Raw genomic sequence first — 20,667 nt, 5'->3', positions numbered from 1 at the left:
AATTAATAAATAATTTTATTTTAAAATTAAAAACACCCTCGTCTTTGGGTGGGGTTGGTTTTAAAAAAGTTTGAAATTATATAAATTGAAATAATGCTTAAGAATTCTTATTTTTGAATAAACCCATTCACATGATTAAAAGAATAATATTCGTCACAGCCTTTTTATTTTTCCAAATGGTACTTTCTCAAAAATCGGAATTCATTTATTATGATAAAGATTGGAAAGTCACAACAAAACCCAATGCTTTATATTATAGACAAATGCCGATGAAAGAAGTTGGTGAATTGGTTTTGCTTCAGGATTTTTATATTAATGGTACTCCACAATTTGAAGGCTATGTTTTAAAAAGAAACGAAAACGCTTATGTTGGTGATGTGATTTGGTATGATGAGAATGGAAATGACAATAATTTTCGTCAATATAAAAATGATACAAAAAATCTAACCTTATTATATTATCATCCAAATGGAAAAGTTAGAAAGAAAGTTCAGTACAAAAATGGGGTAAAAGATGGTGAAGCTATAATTTATAATACAGACGGAGTTGTTTTAATGAAAGGAATTTACGCAAAAGGTAAACCCGAAAGCGGAAGTTTTGAAATAGTGAAAAACAATGAAGACTATGATTATAATGAAAAGGTTGAAGAAATTTCTATGTCTGAAACCGGAAGTCACCATAATGAAGAGGGTGTTGAAGTTCCACCACCGCCTCCGGCTCCGTTAAAAACAACTGAAGCTGCTCCCCAAACCGTTGAGCTTTTGGAGCCGATGGATGAAGAAAATGTTTCAAAAAAAATAAAAAACAGAAAAACAGTTACTGAAAAAATATTTTGGGTAAACTCTAAACAACTCGCTCAGGAAACAGTTTTTGCCATTGATAGAGGTTATTTTAAATCTATCGAACAGAAAAATTACGACAAGTCGGGAAAATTAATTCAATCTTTAAATGAAGCCAACTTTTACGATTACGGAAGTGATATTACAAATGGATTGGATTATGAGTATTATCTCCAAAATAATTTTGCAACGGAAGTTAAAACCATTATAAAATATGTTGGTAAATTAAGATCAGGGAAGAATTTGTCATATTTTCCAAACGGAAAAATAGCAACAGAAATTTTATATAAAGAAGGTTGGAAAGATGGAGAAGAAATCGTTTATACCGAAGATGGAAAACTAAAAAGCAAAAGAATTTATAAAAAAAATGAACCTTTCCAAGGGAATTTTGATGAAAATGTAGCTGCGCTTGTTGTGAATTTAAATTATGTGAATGGCTTAAAAGAAGGCGAATCAATTGCTGTGAATGAAGAAAAGCAAATCGTTGCCAAAGGAATTTATAAAAACGGAAAAGCTTTTAATGGAACTTTTATTGAAAAAATACAAGACAGTTCGGAAGATTACGAATTGATCAATGTTGAAAACTTCAAGAAAAACGGTTTGCAGAAAGTGCTTGGTTATAGATTGGAGAATTTAGAAAAAACTTATACTGCTAAAGATGGAAAGTTGGATGGGTTAACAACTTTTTATGATGAAGGTAAAGTGACAGGAACTTTAGAATATAAAAACGACCAGCCGCATAATGGAACTTTGATTGGAAGAGAAAAAATAACAGTTTACAAAAATGGGAAAATTGCGGAAGAAACTTTTTTTGAAGACCGTTATAATAAGGATAGAATTCAGAAGCAAAAATTTTATGAAAACGGAATTCTATCGAAAATTAAAGATTATTCGTTCACGATTTCAGAAAAACCGCAAGAATTTTACGAAGGAGTTTTAAAAAACGGAAAGCCTTTTTCGGGGTATTTTGAAACAGAAGACAGTCGAGAGTTTAAGCAGGTTGATTATTTTGAAAATGGAATTCGAAAATTTCAATATTCAAATGATTATCTGAAAAATATGGATAATTACAAACACCAGAAATATGATATTAAATCTACTTATAAGGGCGAAAAAATTTTCGATGGTGTAGAATACAAGCTTAATGAGAAACAATTTATCTCAAGATATTGGAAAAATGGAGTCTTGAAAAGTTTCGATTGGGATCTGTTTGCTATGCATTATTTTAACAGACTTCATTTTGAGCTGAAAAATAATACTATTGAAATCAGTGATATGCAGTCAAAAAGAAAAGCTGAGATCACAATCGAACAAACCAAAAATACATTCAATAAACAGCTTTCTATCGACGGTAAAATGCTTGATAATACAAAGAGAAGTTATTTAGAAGGAAAATACAAAGAACGGGTTGTTCTTTATTATGAAGAAAACGGAAAAGTAATTTCCAAAATGATGAATACATTTGATGAATACACCGAGTCAAGCGAAGGAAATGAGTTATTTTATAAAGTTTATATGACTGTAAACGAGTCAGTAAATATTGAAGAAAACTTTAATGAATTGTCAGAAAAGATTTTCAACAATACATTCCTGGATGATACAGGCGAGAACCGTAATATTGCTGGTGTTCAATCTGATTCTGAAGGTAAACCAACAGATGGGATTGTGATTACTCCAACTCAAAATAACACCTACACTTTACAATTGTATATAAATGGAAAGTTGATAAAAACTGTAGAAAAAGTTAGTTTCAGTAAAATAAAAGATGAAATAAATAAACTGGAAATGTTAGATTAAATAAGTTAAAAAAATCACATGATTATCTTAATCAAAAATCAATTTATTGATTTCTAAATCATTATGCAGTATTTAATCTTAAAGCCTAAATGTTAAAAAAGAATTTTGAACAATATGAATAAAACTTATTCTAATTCTCTTTCAAAATTTGGTCATAAATATTAATTTTAGATTATTTAAAAATTTAGTTTAAAACTCAATATTCTGATTTTAAATAAATTAAAACATTAAAATTATTTTTTGTAACTTAGCAGACTTTTTATAAAAATTTTAATATATGACAAATTCTAGAGCAAGAGAAACTACCGAGGCAATTGAAAGACTATACATTTCTATGAGACACCTGTTTTATAGAGGTTTTTTCAAGCCAAGCGGAGTTTCCGGAGAAAGCATTAGAAGTTTGTTGAAGACGATCAATCCCGAGATTTACGGTACCATGAGCGTTCCAAGCAAGTTGGAGCTTGATGGTTTGATGTATGTTTTAGACAGACTTCCGGAAGGAATAGAAGAATGTGCTTTCATTCATCTTACATCAGACGAAGGTTTTGATAAAGGGAGCTTCGAGCCGATCGTTCCTAAAAAAAGAAGAAGAAACTGTTACCGTATCGACGAACATCAGATGAATATTGAAGTTCTTTTGGGACGTTCGGAAATCTATGATATTCTTACCCACCTTACCTTTTTATTTATTGAAGCCGATAAAATTCGTAATCTCGCATTTATTCAAGATGAAAACTGGAAGCCAACCAGAGCTTTCAAGATTATCGAAGAAGTGGTAAAAGGCGAGAAAAAATTCAGCAGAAGAGAAAAAGAAGTGGCATTGATTCACCTTTCTTCTTTAATAGGAAGAACTTTTGATGAGACCTTAAACGCTTATAATACTTTCGGGGATGATGAAAATCCGGACAGATTATTCAAAATCATCTATCATTTAGGAAAAGTAAGCCTTGAAGATGCTAAACAAAGCCGTGAACGCGAAATTTACTTCAGTGCTATTTTGAAAGAAAGAGTTGGTCACCATTATTTCGGTGAAAAATGGGCTCATAAAGTAAAAGAAGTTTTATTTGAAAATGATCTTCACATGCGTCCGTTGCACATTATTTCTGCGAATATGCATTCGGTGAAAAACATGTTGTACAGCAATGATGCTTTAAAGAAAAAAGACACTAAGGAAGTTGATTACAAGCTTTACGGCGAGATTTCCGATAAGAAAGATCTTCGCGACAAAGTTTCAAAATACGCTTTGGAAGAAGGTTTAATTTACATCAATGACAAGAGCGGAAGTAATATTGACGTTCAGATTATCGATTTAAGCAAAACCAATCTTAAAAACACTCCTTTTGGTCACTTGAAATATGACGGAGACGATGTCATCATGGTTTTTGATTATGCTTTTGGCGAACAGGCTTTTGAAGTAATGGATGAATTGCTGAGACCTTTCGAGCAAAAAGGAGAGGTTTACATGATGAAAGTAAAATCTGTTTCCATTATGGGGAAAGCAGGGATTTTATCAGGTGGAAAAGGTGACATTATGATTCCGACTTCTCATATTTTTGAAGGAACAGCAGATAATTATCCGTTTGAAAATGCTTTGAAATTAGAAGATTTTCATGATGATGAATTAAAAGCTTTTGAAGGACCGATGATTACTGTTTTAGGAACATCGCTTCAGAACAGAGATATTCTACAATATTTTATGAACACTTCATGGAAAGCAATCGGACTTGAAATGGAAGGAGCGCATTACCAAAAAGCAATTCAGGTGGCATCAAAAATCAGACATCATATTGCACCGGATCTTTTCGTGAGTTATGCCTATTATGCTTCAGATAATCCTTTGGAAACGGGAGCTACGCTTTCTTCAGGCGGATTAGGACTGACAGGTGTAAAACCAACGTACTTGATCACTTTAAGAATTCTGGAAAAGATTTTTCAAAGCGGCAAGAAAGAAATTTCTTCTAAAAAATAATTTTCAATTATAGTTTGATACATAATCCTTCAAGGTTTCAAAAAACTTGAAGGATTTTTTTTGAATGACTATCAACCTTGTCAAGGTTACTTACAACAGTTTCATTCGTGAATTTGTGGCAATAATTATTTTTTTGGTCTTAAAAAAAATCTGTGAAAATCCGTGCAATCCGTGCGAAACTCAAAAAATAGTTATCTTTAAAAAAAACAAAATAATGAGCACACCCTCACAATTAGCCAAAAGATTCCGTGAAGTTGTATTGGATGGAAAATGGATTGCCAATACCAATTTTAAAGATCAGCTTTCAGACGTCACTTGGAAACAGGCAACAACAAAAATTGATTCTTTAAATACAATTGCAATGCTTACTTTTCATATTGATTATTATATTGCAGGCTTGGTCGATGTTTTTGAAGGCGGTGATTTGAAAATTAAAGATCAGTTCAGCTTTGATCTTCCATTAATAGAATCTCAACAACAATGGGAAGAGCTTTTAAATAAACTTTGGAACGATTCTGGAAAATTCGCAACATTATTGGAACAGATGTCCGATTCTAAATTGAGGGAAGTTTTTGTTGATGAAAAATATGATACTTATCTCAGGAATATCGACGGAATGATTGAGCATTGTTATTATCATTTAGGTCAGATTACTTTGATTAAAAAATTGATTTTGTTTAAACACTAATAAGCACCAATATTTTTCACGAATGATACAAATTAGTAGTGTTTATTGTTGTGAAATTTGTGTTTAAATACTCTCAAGATTGCACATGTTCTTATACACAATCATCTGTGAAAATCAGTGAAATCTGTGGGGATCTTATTTAACCAGAACATAAAATCTGTATCTAAATCTCAACGGAAAAACCTCATCAACATTCCGTATTTGAGGCTTTTTCAAAAATTACCTACCTTTATACAAATAAAATTTATCAATGAAAAAATCGTTAATCATCCTTTGTGTGTTTGTTATTTCTCAGTTTCAGGCTCAACAAAAAGCCTATTATCAGCAGGCTGCACAATATAAAATGGATATCGACGTCAATGCAGAAGAATTTACTTATCAGGGAACTCAAACCTTAAAATATAAAAATAATTCGCCCGACGAACTTAATGTTGTATACTTTCATCTATACTGGAATGCATTTAAACCTAATTCTATGATGGATCAAAGAGTAGCAAGTCAGGGAAAAAACGGCGATTCAAGATTACAGAAAGACGGAATTTCAAGATTGGCTTCTATTCCAAAAAACGAAGAAGGTGCGCAAAATATTCACTGGATTAAACAAAACGGAAAAAACCTAAAGTTTGAAATTCAGGAAACCGTAATGAAAGTATATTTAGATAAACCGATTAAAGCGCGTTCAAAAACAACTTTCACAATGGAATGGGATGCTGTAATTCCTCAGCAAATCAGAAGAGCAGGAAGAAATAACCGTGAAGGTGTTGATATGACGATGACGCAATGGTATCCTAAAATTGCAGAATACGATTATGACGGATGGGCGACTTTCGATTACGTGGGAAGAGAATTTCATGCGCCGTTTGCAGACTTTGATGTTACGATTAAAATCAATAAAGATTATGTTGTCGGAGCAGGAGGGACACTTTTAAATCCAAAAGAAGTAAAAGGATATGATGCTTCAGCGCAGATTAAAACCGACCAAAATAAAGCAATCTGGAAATGGAAAGCTAAAAACATGCTCGATTTTGCTTGGGCTGCAGACCGAGATTATTCGGTAGAAAGTTTTGATGTTCCTCAAGGTCCGAAACTATATTTTGTGTATCAGAAAAATGATAAAACAAAAGCTTGGGGTGAAGCAAAACCTTATGCAACAAAATATTTCCAGATTATGAATTCTAAATTTGGGAAATATGCTTATCCTTCTTATGCTTTCATTCAAGGTGGAGATGGCGGAATGGAATACGGAATGTGTACCATGATTTTGGGAGAAGCAAAAAATATTGAAGATTTAATGGGATTAATGGCTCACGAAGGTTCGCACTCTTGGTATCAGCAAATGTTGGCAACCAACGAACCGACAAGACCGTGGATGGATGAAGGTTTTACAAGTTATGCTGAAAGTTACGTGATGCATCAGTTGTTTCCACCAAAAGATAACAGACCGAATGCTTTCGTTGAAAAAGTAGATGCGTACAGAAAGTTTATCAAAAAAGGAATTGAAGAGCCTGCAGTTTGGTTAGGCGATCATCATGATAACGGAACGGCATATTCTTACGCAAGTTATGTGAAAGGAGAATTATACTTGGTGCAGTTGGGTTACATTGTTGGAGAAGAAAATTTGTCTAAAATCATGACTGAATATTTCAGAGAATGGAGCATGAAACATCCTACAGACAGGGATTTCTTACATATCGCACAGAAAGTTTCAGGGATGGATTTGAAATGGTTTCATCATTATTGGATCAATACGACTAAAACCATCGATTACGGAATCAAAGATGTTCAGTACGGCGAAAAATCAACAACGATAACTTTGATCAACAACGGTCAAGTTCCGATGCCGATTGATTTCTCTGTGATTACTGCAGATAAAAAAATAGTGAATTATCAGATTCCGTTAAATATGACGCATAACTGGAAAACCAAAGATGCTTTCGGGGAATTTACCACTTTAAAATACTGGCCGTGGGCGCAGAAAGAATACACGTTTACCATTCCTTATAATAAATCTCAAATAAATGCTTTAGGAATAGATTTCAGCGAAAGATTGGCTGATGTGAATCCTGAAGATAATTTTATTGAAGTGAAATAGCTTTTAATTTAAATAAAGTAATTATATACAATTTTATACTAATCCTGCTTCTTATTTATTATGACTTTGTCATTCTGAATGTAACGCAGTGAAATGAAGAATCTAAGCCATACGTGAGATTCTTCATTCGTCAGAATGACAGAAGTGTCAATTGTATTCAGTCAATATAAACACAATGCCCAAAGAGTATCTTCGGGCATTGTGTTTATATATTCTTTAGCTGTTCTATTTCTTTTCTCAGCCTTTGGTTTTCTTCTTTAAGAAAAGTAATTTGATCCAGAAGACTTTCTGTAAGTTTATCAGAACCATTGTAGTTATTGGTTTGATTTTGAATCATATTATTACTTGAGTTTTCATTCGATGTGTTTTCCTTATTTATTTGCGTATAACCTTCTTCCGGTTTTAGAATATCATCCAGTTCTACATCAAGTGAAGTACAGATGTTTTCAATATGATTAATCCATGAATTGGTTTCGCCGTTTTCGATGCGTTGATAAGTAGAGCGTGAGATATGCAGTTTTTCTGCAAGCTCTTCCTGAGAAAAACCTCTTTCTTCTCTGTATGATCTTATTCTTTTGCCTATGCTTGTATTCATGGATAACCTTTTTTGAGTAGAGCAAATATAATTTTTTTTTCTAAAAGAATCGTGCATCAAAAATAGGGCATTGCAGTTTAAATTATTTATCACATATTTGTGGAGTTACAAATTTTTTATATTTTTAACCCATTAAAAACAAATGATCTATGAAGAAAAATTTATTTCTCAGGCTCTGCCTGATTCTTTTGGTGACAATTACTATCTACTCCTGTAGGACAGACCATTTCCAGGAACAGGAAACGTACAACAACAGCTCAAAATTTCAGCTTACTTCGAAGAGGATTTCTTTAAATGATGCGAAGCACAAAGCCAAACTTTTACTCGAACTGCAAAAAGCGGAAAAAGAAGTAGAGAAACAAGAGCTAAATATTCAGGGAAAACTTGTAAATGTAGGAAACGGAATTACCATTGATACTGATGAAGTAATCTATATGGAAAACGGTCCCGATTTTCACACATATACTTTTAGCATTATTCGAGACAATGCTCCTATCAATGCACCTGTAGAAAATCTTCTTTTAACTCCAAATCCGGATGGGAGCTACAAAGTATTTCATATTGTTTTGAATCTTACAGAAGCAGATAAAGCCAAAATTGCCAACAGAGAATATGTAAATTATAAAAATAAAGAGCAGATAACAGAATTGGCTGGTGTCAATCTTTCTTCACTCAGCCAAAAACAGCTTTGTATTCCGCATTACTATTCCTATCCTGTGAAATGTAAAGATAATCTTCATGAACCGGGAGAACCATGTGCTTATGCTGGTGAATTTGGGGCCGCTTATTGGGGAAGCATTGTTCTGTATGATTGCTTTGGAGAAGAACCTGCTACGATTATGCCTACACCAACTCCTATTAATGGAGGCGGAGGAGGCGGAGGTGAATGCCCAGATTGTCCGGATAATAATACCCCTGTACAATGTATACAAGCACCTACAGATCCTACACAAGTGGGAATTGTAGACCCGAATGGCTGTGTTGTTGGAATGCCGACAGATCCGAATTTGCCAACAAGAAACAACCCGTGTGCTAAAATAAAAGCTAGGTTTTCAGATGCAAATTTTAAAGCAAAAGTAGATTCTATAGATAAGCCGAAAGTTTTTGCTTATGATCATGAAATAGGATATGCTGCAGGTTATCCTACTACAGCGGGCGCAACTGAAACTCATTATGAATTTATGGATAATGCCCCTGGAACACATAACGTCGTATTACCACCAGGTAACCAATACTTCGGATTTATACACTCACATACTAATGATACTGCTACTGAAGCAACTGTTAAGATTTTCTCTCCGGCTGATGTAGCTACGTTTCTTACAAGCTGTGTGGCAAATGCCTATTTGCACGGAAGTGTTGGAGATGCATATAGTATGGTTGTCACTTCTGAAGGGAATTACATGTTGCAATATTCCGGGACAGGAAATTTTACTATAGGTACATCTCAAATTGATAATTGGAAAAGTTGGTATCTAACAGAATTTCAAAAGATTCAAAAGGAAGATGGAAGCTTTAATCAAAACGATGTTGAGAAATTGTTTCCACGCTTTTTGAAAGAAAGTGTGAAAACGGTTGGTTTAGAAGTTTATTATGTAGAAAAAAATACAGGTAAAGCTTCTAAACTTAACACAAATGGAACTAAGACGCCATGTCCTTTATAATTTAAAAACTAAAACTTATGAAAAATACATTTTTAATTTTTGTTTTATTTGTAACAATATTTTCTTGTAATGCACAAATTTTACCTTTACGGACTTATGATCAAATTCCATCAAATTCTTATGTTAAAGATTTAGACAATGAGCTACCTCAATATGAAGGTACTTGGAAAGGAGTTTGGAACGGTAAAACATTTTCTCTAACATTAAAAAAGATTACACGACAATTCACACATTTAGAAAATAATCCATATCATATGGATGTATTAATTGGTAAATTTAAAGTGACAAATTCCAATGGACAAGTATTATTTGATAATACCACTGTTTCTGATGATAATGCTAAAATAGAAGGCGGGAAAATATTTTCATCATTAAGTACAAAATATTCTTTAAAATATTTTGATTCCGATATTTGTGATATGATTGGAATTATTATGATAAGTTTCACAAATTATACAAAAACTGAAATGAAATTTACATTTTCTGATTGGACGGATATTATAACCCCAGACTGTCCATATTACAATGCTAATCCTTTTCCACAGCCATTGCCAAAGAATATTATTTTAACAAAACAATAAGATAAAGCCACCGCTTTGGTGGTTTTATTAATATCATAAATATGAAATCAATAGTATTAAAATCAATCTTCCTATTTATTAATTTGTTATTACTGTTTTTGAAATCACAAGTAGTTTCTATAACAACGTCATACGATGGTGAATATAGATTAAAATCTACATCTTACGAAGGGAATAGTTATGGTTTTAGAGGAAAATCTACCGGTGTGAAGAGGGTTTACAATGAACAAAAGCAACAATCTGAAGACTCGATATTATATACAATTAATAGATCATTTAATGTGTCTGAAGCAATAGGTCATTTTCAATTTGTAGCATTAAGTAAAGACGGCAGGAAAATTATTTATTTAAATAGATTTCCAATAAATAATGATAAAAGTATAGTTTATTATGTGGATGGCAAATTAATAAAAGAATACGATGTGGAAGAATTTATTAACTGTAATAGAAATCAAGAGAAATGTGATTTATTTTATGACAATCGTTTATTAATATATGATGGTAAAAGAAGTAATTACAGCTTAACAGTATATAAAAGAGGTACTGATGAAAAAGAAAGGTATCTCAGAAAAAATTTTATTTATAATAAAAACGATACAATTCATGTAATTGATGCAAGAAAAAAAATCACATTATTTGATTTGGGTAGCAATGAAATAATAAAAACAAAACTTGATTTTGATTCTTTATATCCTCAAATAAAAGACTATGAGAGAAAGGAAAGCTATGTTAGAAGTTTTCAGGGAGCATATAAAAGTATTAATGATTTTCAAAATCAAACCAATGATGAAAAATTATCAGCAACAATAAGTAAATTTTCAAATTTAAAGTATATTCCTCTAAATGAACGAAATAGTTACAGTTTACATAAGATTGAGTTATCAGGATACTTAGATCACAATGGAAAATTTGAAATTGAAAAATTTGATTGTGACAATATATTTATTAAAAAACAAATTGGAGAATACATTAAAAATACAGTCTTTAAGGCAGATTTTATTCCTAAAGAATCAGAAAAGTATTATTTCGAATATTTTTGGGGAGGATATAGAGATTTTGATGATAAAATTGCGGAACAAGAAACCATTAAAGAACAGCAACGAAAAAAGCAAGAATTTAATAAAAGATTAAAATTAGATAAAATAGATGGTATTTATATTCCTAAAAACTTGCATGACTGTATGATCGAATTGGATAAAATCTTAAATTTTGAGATAAAAAAAGATTTGAAAAACGCTAAAGATACTTTTGATTTTAATGGACATATGGGTGGACTTGGAATGTGGATCAGAAATAAATGGGGAATAAATGGAGGATCAAGATTACTTAAATATTTTAACGATAGAGGAGATATAGGAAATAGAGAATACGGAAGAGAAATAATTTCCGGAATTATTATTTCTACATATATGAAATGGCTAACAGGAGATAAAAACTCTTGGAAAGATTGGGAAAGACAAAACCCCGTCAAATAAAAATAAAATATTTTCTACTTTCAAACTATTAAAAACCCGCAGAATTTTCTGCGTGTTTTTAGTTTGCTATAGTGCTATTCCATAATCCTTTAGACGATTATACCAAAAGCTCCCTTGGATTTACACAAATCCAAGGGAGCTTTTAAAAAATGCAGGCGGGGAGTTACCAAAGTCCTCGCCTGCATTCTGATAAATGCTCGCCAGTAATTTTAAATTGCTCAGTAAGGAGTTTAAAATTACTGGCGAGGAATTTATTTTTCCTTACTTAGCTTTTTCAAACTTCGTAATAGCAAGCATTTCCTTAAGATCTATACCCGGACGAAAAGTTATTTTGGGTGCTTTAATCATAGACGAATTAAACTTCTCAGCACTTTCTGCACCTTCACTGCTCAGTCGCATACTGAAAGAACCAAAATCGCCGAACCTCACAATTCTTCCTTCCGAAAGATGCTTTGCAAGAGCTTTGCTTAAATCATTTAAAACTGCTAAAACATCGGTGTCACTTACCGTAGTAGAGGCTCCGGCAATCTCCTTGCTAAGGCTTCTGAAAGTAACTTCACCTGTGGATTTTGCAGTTGCGTAGAATTTTTTTGGAGCTGATTGATCTGAAGGATTACCCTTTTCACTTAGTGAATACTGTACTGGCATATCATTGTGTTTTAAATTGTTGATAATATCAAATATACTATTTAAAATGATATAATGTGAATTATTTTCATTTTTTGTGGTGTAATATTGTGATAAGTGTATTTTTTTAGAGGTGCTGCTAATTTTCAGGTACAATTTTATTTCATTAACGCTTAAAGATTTTATGGGATTAGAGTAATTGTATATCTGGAAAATGAATACCTTGCTTTTTAAAATGAAATTAAAAAAGTTTTAAATCTTTAATATAATAATCATGGATAAAAAAGAGCTATTAAAATTAATCTACGAAGAAATAGATTTTAAAGAAGGAGAACTTAAAGATGATGAAATTGTTTGGAAGAATATTTTTGGCGCAGAACACGTTGTTTCCGAGTACAATATTGCTTTTCAAAACGGCATGTTTGCTTGGTATGAAGATAATGATGTAGGCTTTGATGTCCTAAAATTGAAAATCAACAGCAACTTTATTCTCGAATGGAAAGTTCCTGTGAATTCGATGGGGTTTTCTTATGGAGGTTGCAGATTCATCGAGTTCTGTGAGAATTTTTTAATCGTAATGTATGCAGATAAACATCGTGATCAGTTAGTCGTAATCAACACCAAAACTTTTGAGCTTGAAAACTTAGGTGTACTCAGCCGAAGTCCTTCAGTTGATTTAAATGGAAATGTTTTAAGCGTAAAAGAAAAAAACGAAGAAAATTCCGGTTTTACGGTGAGATTCCATGATGGGGTTTTCACAAAGGAAATTTTGGAATAACCTTTCACATAAATCAAAAAAATATAGGAAGTCTCGATTATTCCCATATTCAGTGACAAATTATGTAACATTTTAAACATTATCTTTACTAATGATTAAAAAGTAGACTATGTTTAAACGATTTTTGAAGCTGGAGTGGAAAAGTTTTTTTAGAGGATCTTCGGTGGGTATCAATCTTGCGATGAAGATTTTCAGAATCATCGGGATTTGTTTCTTCATTTTATGGCTCGCAATGATGTCTTTCATTGCCTATTTTTATGTGCAGGAGGAAATGGCGCAGGATCCGCTGAAGATTATTTCACGTTTTATGATTATCGGCTGGTTGGTTGATTTGGTTTTCAAATACATGATTCAGCAGATTCCGACGCAGAATATTAAGCCTTTTCTTACGCTTAATATTCCTAAGAAAGTTGTTGTCAATTATACTTTAATTAAAACTTTCCTTACCCCGCTGAGTTGGTTTAATTCTATATTTATCATAACATTTTGCGGAATCTTAGCATTTAATGGTTACGGTTTTCTTGGAATTTTCACATGGTTTATTGGAGTTTCATCTCTGTTTTATCTGAATAATTTCCTCAATCTTTTATTCAATGATAAAGAAAATATTGCCATCGGTGTGGGGATTCTTATTGCTTGTTTTGCAGCATTGAATTATTACGAAATTGTTCCTGTTTTGTCTTACTCTGAAAGTATATTTTACAGCTTCTATGGCAAACCTTATTTTGCACTAGTTCCCGTTCTGTTATTTGCAGCACTTTGGAAAATTACTTTCAATTATATCCGAAAAAGCTTTTATCTGGATGAAGGTCTTGAAGCCAAAAAAGAAATCGGGAAAACAGAAAACATTGATTTCCTAAATAAATATGGTGCAATCGGAACATTCATTAACAATGACATTAAAATGTTGAAACGTAATAAAGTCACAAAAGGCGTTCTTATTGGAAGTTTTATGTTTCTGTTCTACGGTTTAATGATGTTTGCTAATGATATTTATAGAGGGCCAGCTTGGATGATGTTAATGGGTCTTTTTGTAACGGGAGGTTTTCAGTTTGCTTTCGGGCAAAGAGTTCCTGCTTTCGACAGTGCATATTATCCGTTAATGATGACCCAGAATGTTCCTTACAAAGAATATCTTAAAGCAAAATGGTGGCTCATGAATATTGCTACGGCAATTTCTATAGTTCTTGCCTTGTTTTATGCCTATTTCGGATGGAATATTTATTTCGCTTTTTTTGCAGCAGGAATTTACAATATTGGTGTGAATTCTCAGCTGACACTCTTGTCGGGAGCTTATAATAAGAATTTCATTGACCTTAATTCAAAAGAAAAAAGAGTCGGACAAAAAAATACAGTTACTTTCAAAGCGTTTATTTTAATGGTTCCTAAAATGCTTTTACCAATGGCTGTTTTTTATGCTGTGAATTATTTCTTCGGAATTTCTGCAGCCGTCATTTCTATTGGAATTTTAGGTATTATCGGATTTATCTTCCGTGAAAAAATCTTAGATATTATTATCAAAAAATATAAAACGGAGAAATACAGTACGCTTGAAGCTTTTAAGAAGGCGTAATTTTTTAAAGAGCCAAGTAAAAAGTAAAAAGAATCAAGTGAAAAGGTTGAAAATTAATTGAAACATTAAAGTTCAGGCATTTATTACCCAACATCAAACACCTAACATTGAACAACATGATAACAATACAAAATTTAAAGAAAACATACGGTACAGCAACCGTTCTTAATATAGAAAATTTAGAAATAACAAAAGGCGAAACTTTCGGATTGGTTGGAAACAACGGAGCTGGAAAAACGACCCTATTCAGTTTAATGCTTGATTTAATTCAGCCGACAACAGGTTTTGTAAGCGTTGAAGGAATTAAAGTAAACGAATCTGAGGCCTGGAAAAACAAAGTTTCAGCATTCATTGACGAAACCTTTTTGATTGGATATTTGACTCCTGAAGAATATTTCTACTTCATCGGCGAATTGAGAGGTCAGAATAAAGCTTCGGTCGATGAATTTTTAAAGCAGTTTTATGATTTGTTTAATGGTGAGATCATCAATGCAGGAAAATACGTTCGTGACCTTTCAAAAGGGAATCAGAAAAAAGTCGGAATTATCGGTGCATTAATCGGAAAACCGGAAATTATTATTCTGGATGAACCTTTTGCAAACCTTGATCCTTCCACGCAGATCAAACTGAAAAATATGATTCGAGAGTTCGCTAAAGAGAATGGAGTGACGTTTTTAATCTCAAGTCATGATCTTTCGCATACAACAGAAGTGTGCAACAGAATTGTGGTGGTTAACAAAGGTGTTGTTGTTCAGGATATTCAAACGACGCCTGAAACATTACGTCAGCTTGAAAAGTATTTCGAAGATCAGGTAAACTCAGGAAAACAGGAAATTGTTTCTCAAGAAACCTCATCAATCTAAAATTTTAAAAAGAGCCAGGAAGTAGCAATATATTACAGCATCGGGTATTGCCCGATGTTTTTTATAATAGTAAACAAATTAAATAATTTTTCAAAAATATAATATTCATTTTCAGTAGGTTATATTAATTTTAATAAAAAAGAAAAATTTTTTGTAACCATTTTAAACTTTTACTGTCTTTACTATAGAAATCGAAGATTCGACGAAGTCAAACAGAATAAACCATGAAGCTTTTGTTTAATAATAAAAAAGAAGATTTGCTGAGCCGCCTCAAAAGGCAGGATTCGGCTGCGCAGAAAATCTTTTATGATCAAAGTGTAAAAAAATTCCTGAGTGTGGCAAAAAGTTATGTCAGCGATTTGTATCAGGCGGAAGATTGCGTGATTAAAGCATTTTGTAAGATTTTTAAACATATAGAAAGCTTTCGTGGTGAAGGAAATTTTGAAGGTTGGGCGAGAAAAATTGTAGTAAACGAATGCCTCAATTTTATTAAAAGTCGCAAAACGGTTTTTTATCTCGACGACGTTCATGCTTCTGTTCTGGAAGATTTAAAGGAAGAGGTCATAGATTTTGATTTTAATGCACAGGAACTTCTCGATCAGCTTCCGGATGCGTACAGAATGGTTTTCAACCTTTATGTGATTGAAGAATATTCGCATCAGGAAATTGCAGATACACTGAATATTTCTTTGGCAGTAAGCAAAACACAACTCTTCAGAGCAAAAGAAAAATTGAGAAAGATTTACTTTCAACAACAAAAAAAACTGAAAAATGAACACGTCTAAAGATAATTTTGAATTCCAGATAAAAAGACAAATCGACGAAAGAGAAATTACTCCTTCAAGAGATTTATGGGCAGAAATTCAGGCTCAAACCGAAAATACTCGTTCAAAAAAATCAAATATTAACTGGGTGTTATTGGCTGCTTGTTTTGTTTTAATATTTGGTTTGGGAGCAGTTCTATTTTTAAATAATGATTCTGAACCAAAACCACAGATGGCTGAAACTGAGAAAACACCTTCTTTGAAAGAGGAAAATACAATAAAACAGCCGGAGAGAACAAATTCTCAGAACATTATTGTTAAAGATGAGCAGGAAAGATTTACTCAAACTAAAGATTTGCCTTCTGAATTACAAACTGAAAAAGAAGTTCCTCATAAAAACGAACTTCCGTTAATTAAAGAAAATCCTTCTGAAATCGCTTCTCAGATTATCATTCAGAATCAGCCTGCGAAAATCATGGCAAAATCAGATTCTGTAAAGGTTCAGAAGAAAAGAAGATATGTTGATCCTTCAACGCTGCTTTTCTCGGTAGAGCATAAAGATGTCATCGATAAATCTAAGGACGGAAGCAATGTTGCGACCATCGATCTGAATACTAAATAATTCAATTTAAACTAAAAAAATATATATCATGATTAAGAAATTTATCATCACAGGAATATTGTGCCTTGTTGCAACCTCAATGAATGCACAAAGAAAAGGGCTAAGTTTAAACCTGCAGTCAAAAGAAGATACTACGGTAAGTCCAATTGTAAAGGAAAAAGTAGAAGAATATGCTGCGAAAATCAATGGAATCATTCAGGAAGAAAAGAAGCAAATGGAAACCGAATTGAAGTTTCTTCAGGAAAAGAACCTGGATAAAGCAGAATTTGACAAGCAAAAAGCTCATATTGCAGATACTTATTCTCAGAAAATAGATGAGAAGATTGAAGCTTTGGGATTTGATTTAGACCAGGTGATTCAAAAACAGGTAAGATATTCTCTTTTGAATTCTGACGTAACTTCAAACGAAGAATTAAAAGAAAAGCTGTTGAAAAAGTTTAGACCTAAAAAAAGCTTTGACGGATATATTTCTTACGGTATTATGACCTTAACGAATGATAAACCCGATAATGATTTAGATAAAAACTTAGGTTACGCCAATAATTTTGAATTTGGTTTAAAATTTAATTATCAGTTCGGCAGAACCAGTCCATGGGGATTGATTTCCGGTGTAGGTTTCTCTTGGAGAACAGTTCGCCCTGATAACAACATGATTTTCGCAAAACAAAACGGAGATGTTTTCCTTACAAAATATGAAGGAAGTCTTGATAAAGCAAAGTTGAGAACGGGTTATGTAATGATTCCACTTGGTTTTCAGTATAATTTTTCTAAGTTGAAAAGTGCAGGGATGGATGTTCAGTACAGACCTTATTCAGACGGATTTAGAGTTGGAGCCAATGTTTATGGTGGAATTAAAATGGCAACAAATAATATTGTAAAAGGAGACAGTCAGGGCTTCAGAGATCGTTCGAATTATCAGGTAAATCCTTTTGTTTATGGAGCACAGGTTACGCTTTCTTATGACAATATCTCGCTATTTGTCAAAAAAGATTTCAGCAATTTCTTTAAAGATTCTTATTTCCAAAATGATAAAGCTTTGGTTTTCGGAGTTGCTTTGGGATGGTAATTTAGAGGATGACTCAATTGAAAGTTATGAAAAAACTTTTAGGACTAATAGGTGTTTTTTGTCTCGCCATCAATATCAACGCACAAAAAATAAAGACGTCACAGGACAGTACAAAAGTATTTTATGATAAAATTTTTAAATCTTTAGAAGTAGCCTATTTGCATAAAAAAGATTTTGATTGGAAGAAATTAAAGGCTGAAACGTTTGAAAATCTGAACTCTGCAAAAGATTTTAAAAGTTCTTTAAGAGAAGCGAAGGTTTTATTTGAGAAAATTGGGGCAGATCATTCTAAAGTGACTTATCAAGGGAAAAATTACGGTTCTTCAGTAGAAATTTCGTGGGAGAATTTTAGTAAGCAATGGATGACAAAGTTTGCTACCAAGCCACAGTTTGAAACAAAAGTTTTAAATGAAAAGTATGGTTATATTTTAATACCAAATATTTCCTTTGATGATTTTAGTCCTGAAAATGTTAATAAAATTGCTCAGCCTTTATATGACAAAATAGCCGAATTGAAAACGAATAATAAATTAGAAGGTTGGATTGTAGATCTTCGCTTTAATACGGGTGGGAATTCAGCGCCAATGTTGTTAGCTTTATATGATTTGCTGGGAGATAATGTGGTTTGGGGAACTCTTGATGGAGATAAAAAAAGGATTAGTTCTACTAAATTGAATAAAGGAGTTTACGATCAGGGAGAAAAGAAACCTTCTTACATAAAACCAAGTGGACAATTAATGGATAAATCTAAAGTTGCAGTTCTTATAGGTGGATTAACGGCAAGTTCGGGTGAGGTGACAGCTTTAGCATTTAAAGGAAGGTCAAACACTATTTTTATAGGAGAAAAAACTTTAGGAAAAACAACTTCTAATATGGTTGTAACTCTACCTTTCGACGCAAGAATGCCTTTAAGTATTGGCTACGATTGTGATAGAAATGGTATTTATTATGAGCAGATTATACCAGATATTGCTATTTCAAAGCAAGATAATTTTGATGATTTGTTACAGGATAAAAATATTCAGGAAGCAATACTATTTTTCACTAAAAAATAATTTTATGACAAACTAAAAGATACTTCAATTTGGCACAAGAATTGAGTAATAAAAATCAACATTCACATTAACAAACAAGACACTCCGCAGAATTTTCTACGGAGTGTCTTGTTTTATGTATTTTGAAAATTATTTCAAACTTCCAACCATATCTTCAGGTTTCACCCACTCGTCAAACTGTTCAGAAGTTACAAATCCAAGATTGATCGCTTCTTCTTTTAAAGTCGTTCCGTTTTTATGAGCGGTTTTTGCAATTTTTGCTGCATTTTCGTAGCCAATATGAGTGTTTAAAGCTGTTACTAACATCAAAGATTTATCAACCAATTCTTTAATTCTTTCATTATTTGGCTCGATTCCAACTGCACAATGATCATTAAATGAAATACATGCATCAGCAATCAGCTGAGCAGATTGTAAGAAATTATAAGCCATTACAGGTTTAAAAACATTCAGTTCATAATTTCCTTGTGTTCCCGCAAAAGAAATTGTGGTGTCGTTTCCTAAAACCTGAGCGCAAACCATTGTCATCGCTTCGTTTTGTGTAGGATTTACTTTTCCTGGCATAATTGAAGATCCCGGCTCATTTTCCGGAATGTGAATTTCTCCAATTCCCGAACGAGGACCAGAAGCCATCAATCTGATATCCTGAGCAATTTTGTATAAAGAAACTGCCAATTGTTTTAAAGCTCCGTGAGATTCTACGATAGCATCATGAGCAGCCAAAGCTTCGAATTTATTTTCGGCAGTTACAAAAGGTAGATTTGTGAATTTTGCAATGTATTCAGCTACTTTCACGTCGTAACCTTGAGGTGTATTTAAGCCTGTTCCAACCGCAGTTCCTCCCAAAGCAAGTTCAGAAAGGTGTGGTAAAGTGTTTTTTAAGGCTTTAATTCCATAATTTAACTGAGCAACATATCCTGAAAATTCTTGTCCTAAAGTCAAAGGTGTTGCGTCCATCAAATGCGTTCTCCCGATTTTCACAATGTCTTTAAAAGAAACTGCTTTTTCGTTCAACGTATTTTTTAGTTTCTCAACCGCGGGAATGGTTACTTCAACCACTTTTTTATAAGCTGCAATGTGCATTGCTGTCGGATAAGTATCATTGGAAGATTGAGATTTATTCACATCATCATTCGGGTGAACTTCAGTTTTGTCACCTAAAGTTCCGCCAGCGTTAACATGAGAACGGTTTGCAATGACTTCATTCACATTCATGTTCGATTGTGTTCCGGAACCGGTTTGCCATATCACCAACGGAAATTGATCGTTTAATTTTCCTTCTAAGATTTCGTCGCAGACTTTTGCGATCATATCTCTCTTTTCAGCAGGAAGAACTCCTAAATCTGTATTGGTAAAGGCAGCAGCTTTTTTTAAATATGCAAAAGCTTCAATAATTTCATGAGGCATAGAACCTTCAGGACCGATCTTGAAATTGTTTCTTGAACGTTCTGTCTGTGCGCCCCAAAATTTATCAGCAGGAACCTGCACTTCACCCATGGTGTCTTTTTCTATTCTGTAATTCATTGTGAAATTGTTTTATTAAGGTTTAGAATGAGGTTGAGTTTAAACTTGTTTTAAGTCTTAATTTTAACCTTAGTCTCAATTGATAAAGTTAAACA

Annotated in this window: 17 protein-coding genes; 14 read left to right on the top strand and 3 right to left on the bottom strand. The window is 32.8% G+C overall.

Annotated features, from left to right (window positions below; genetic code table 11):
* The first annotated feature begins 131 nt into the window (after window positions 1–131).
* From OF897_RS00880 to OF897_RS00865, 4 genes are all read left to right on the top strand, one after another.
* The gene (locus OF897_RS00880) at window positions 132–2,636 is read left to right on the top strand and encodes a toxin-antitoxin system YwqK family antitoxin (protein ID WP_267263805.1); all 2,505 of its coding nucleotides are present in this window, start codon (window positions 132–134) and stop codon (window positions 2,634–2,636) included.
* 277 nt (window positions 2,637–2,913) lie between these two features.
* Entirely contained in the window at window positions 2,914–4,605 is a 1,692-nt protein-coding gene (locus OF897_RS00875; protein WP_267263804.1) for a DUF6909 family protein, read from the top strand.
* Window positions 4,606–4,819: 214 nt separating this feature from the next.
* Window positions 4,820–5,293: a DUF1572 domain-containing protein gene (locus OF897_RS00870; RefSeq protein ID WP_267263803.1), complete on the top strand. Its 474-nt coding sequence runs from the start codon at window positions 4,820–4,822 to the stop codon at window positions 5,291–5,293.
* 250 nt (window positions 5,294–5,543) lie between these two features.
* Window positions 5,544–7,385 carry a M1 family metallopeptidase gene (locus tag OF897_RS00865; protein WP_267263802.1) on the top strand — a complete coding sequence of 614 codons (1,842 nt, stop codon included), beginning with the start codon at window positions 5,544–5,546 and terminating at the stop codon, window positions 7,383–7,385.
* A 205-nt stretch (window positions 7,386–7,590) separates the two neighbouring features.
* Here OF897_RS00865 and OF897_RS00860 read toward each other — a convergent pair whose 3' ends face one another.
* Window positions 7,591–7,980 (bottom strand): helix-turn-helix domain-containing protein, encoded by a 390-nt coding sequence (locus OF897_RS00860; RefSeq protein ID WP_267263801.1) that lies wholly within the window; start codon window positions 7,978–7,980, stop codon window positions 7,591–7,593.
* A gap of 149 nt (window positions 7,981–8,129) precedes the next feature.
* On the opposite strand from OF897_RS00860, the gene OF897_RS00855 reads away from it, so the two are divergent.
* The 3 genes from OF897_RS00855 to OF897_RS00845 are packed head-to-tail and all read left to right on the top strand — an operon-like array spanning window position 8,130 to window position 11,700.
* Window positions 8,130–9,644, top strand: coding sequence for a hypothetical protein (locus OF897_RS00855; protein ID WP_267263800.1), 1,515 nt, complete (start codon window positions 8,130–8,132; stop codon window positions 9,642–9,644).
* Between the two features lie 17 nt (window positions 9,645–9,661).
* Complete coding sequence (locus OF897_RS00850; RefSeq protein WP_267263799.1) at window positions 9,662–10,225, top strand: DUF6705 family protein; 564 nt, start codon at window positions 9,662–9,664, stop codon at window positions 10,223–10,225.
* 41 nt (window positions 10,226–10,266) lie between these two features.
* Window positions 10,267–11,700: a DUF6794 domain-containing protein gene (locus OF897_RS00845; RefSeq protein WP_267263798.1), complete on the top strand. Its 1,434-nt coding sequence runs from the start codon at window positions 10,267–10,269 to the stop codon at window positions 11,698–11,700.
* Between the two features lie 261 nt (window positions 11,701–11,961).
* On the opposite strand, the gene OF897_RS00840 is transcribed toward OF897_RS00845, so the two are convergent.
* Entirely contained in the window at window positions 11,962–12,348 is a 387-nt protein-coding gene (locus tag OF897_RS00840) for an HU family DNA-binding protein (protein ID WP_267263797.1), read from the bottom strand.
* 253 nt (window positions 12,349–12,601) lie between these two features.
* On the opposite strand from OF897_RS00840, the gene OF897_RS00835 reads away from it, so the two are divergent.
* From OF897_RS00835 to OF897_RS00805, 7 genes are all read left to right on the top strand, one after another.
* The gene (locus OF897_RS00835) at window positions 12,602–13,105 is read left to right on the top strand and encodes a hypothetical protein (protein WP_267263796.1); all 504 of its coding nucleotides are present in this window, start codon (window positions 12,602–12,604) and stop codon (window positions 13,103–13,105) included.
* Window positions 13,106–13,214: 109 nt separating this feature from the next.
* Window positions 13,215–14,678: a DUF5687 family protein gene (locus OF897_RS00830; RefSeq protein ID WP_267263795.1), complete on the top strand. Its 1,464-nt coding sequence runs from the start codon at window positions 13,215–13,217 to the stop codon at window positions 14,676–14,678.
* A 116-nt stretch (window positions 14,679–14,794) separates the two neighbouring features.
* Window positions 14,795–15,541: an ABC transporter ATP-binding protein gene (locus OF897_RS00825; protein ID WP_267263794.1), complete on the top strand. Its 747-nt coding sequence runs from the start codon at window positions 14,795–14,797 to the stop codon at window positions 15,539–15,541.
* A 224-nt stretch (window positions 15,542–15,765) separates the two neighbouring features.
* Window positions 15,766–16,326 carry an RNA polymerase sigma factor gene (locus OF897_RS00820; protein ID WP_267263793.1) on the top strand — a complete coding sequence of 187 codons (561 nt, stop codon included), beginning with the start codon at window positions 15,766–15,768 and terminating at the stop codon, window positions 16,324–16,326.
* Window positions 16,313–16,927: a hypothetical protein gene (locus OF897_RS00815; RefSeq protein ID WP_267263792.1), complete on the top strand. Its 615-nt coding sequence runs from the start codon at window positions 16,313–16,315 to the stop codon at window positions 16,925–16,927. Before OF897_RS00820 ends, OF897_RS00815 begins: the two co-directional genes overlap by 14 nt.
* A 28-nt stretch (window positions 16,928–16,955) precedes the next feature.
* The gene (locus tag OF897_RS00810) at window positions 16,956–17,993 is read left to right on the top strand and encodes an outer membrane beta-barrel protein (protein ID WP_267263791.1); all 1,038 of its coding nucleotides are present in this window, start codon (window positions 16,956–16,958) and stop codon (window positions 17,991–17,993) included.
* Between the two features lie 26 nt (window positions 17,994–18,019).
* Window positions 18,020–19,048, top strand: a complete 1,029-nt coding sequence (locus OF897_RS00805; protein WP_267263790.1) for a S41 family peptidase — start codon at window positions 18,020–18,022, stop codon at window positions 19,046–19,048.
* Window positions 19,049–19,177: 129 nt separating this feature from the next.
* On the opposite strand, the gene fumC is transcribed toward OF897_RS00805, so the two are convergent.
* A complete protein-coding gene (fumC, locus tag OF897_RS00800; RefSeq protein WP_267263789.1) occupies window positions 19,178–20,572 on the bottom strand; it encodes a class II fumarate hydratase in 1,395 nt (464 codons plus the stop codon).
* Window positions 20,573–20,667 lie beyond the last annotated feature (95 nt).

The organism is Chryseobacterium formosum (genome assembly GCF_026460885.1).
GTDB classification, from domain to species: domain Bacteria; phylum Bacteroidota; class Bacteroidia; order Flavobacteriales; family Weeksellaceae; genus Chryseobacterium; species Chryseobacterium formosus.
This window is presented reverse-complemented; position numbering and strand designations above follow the sequence as displayed.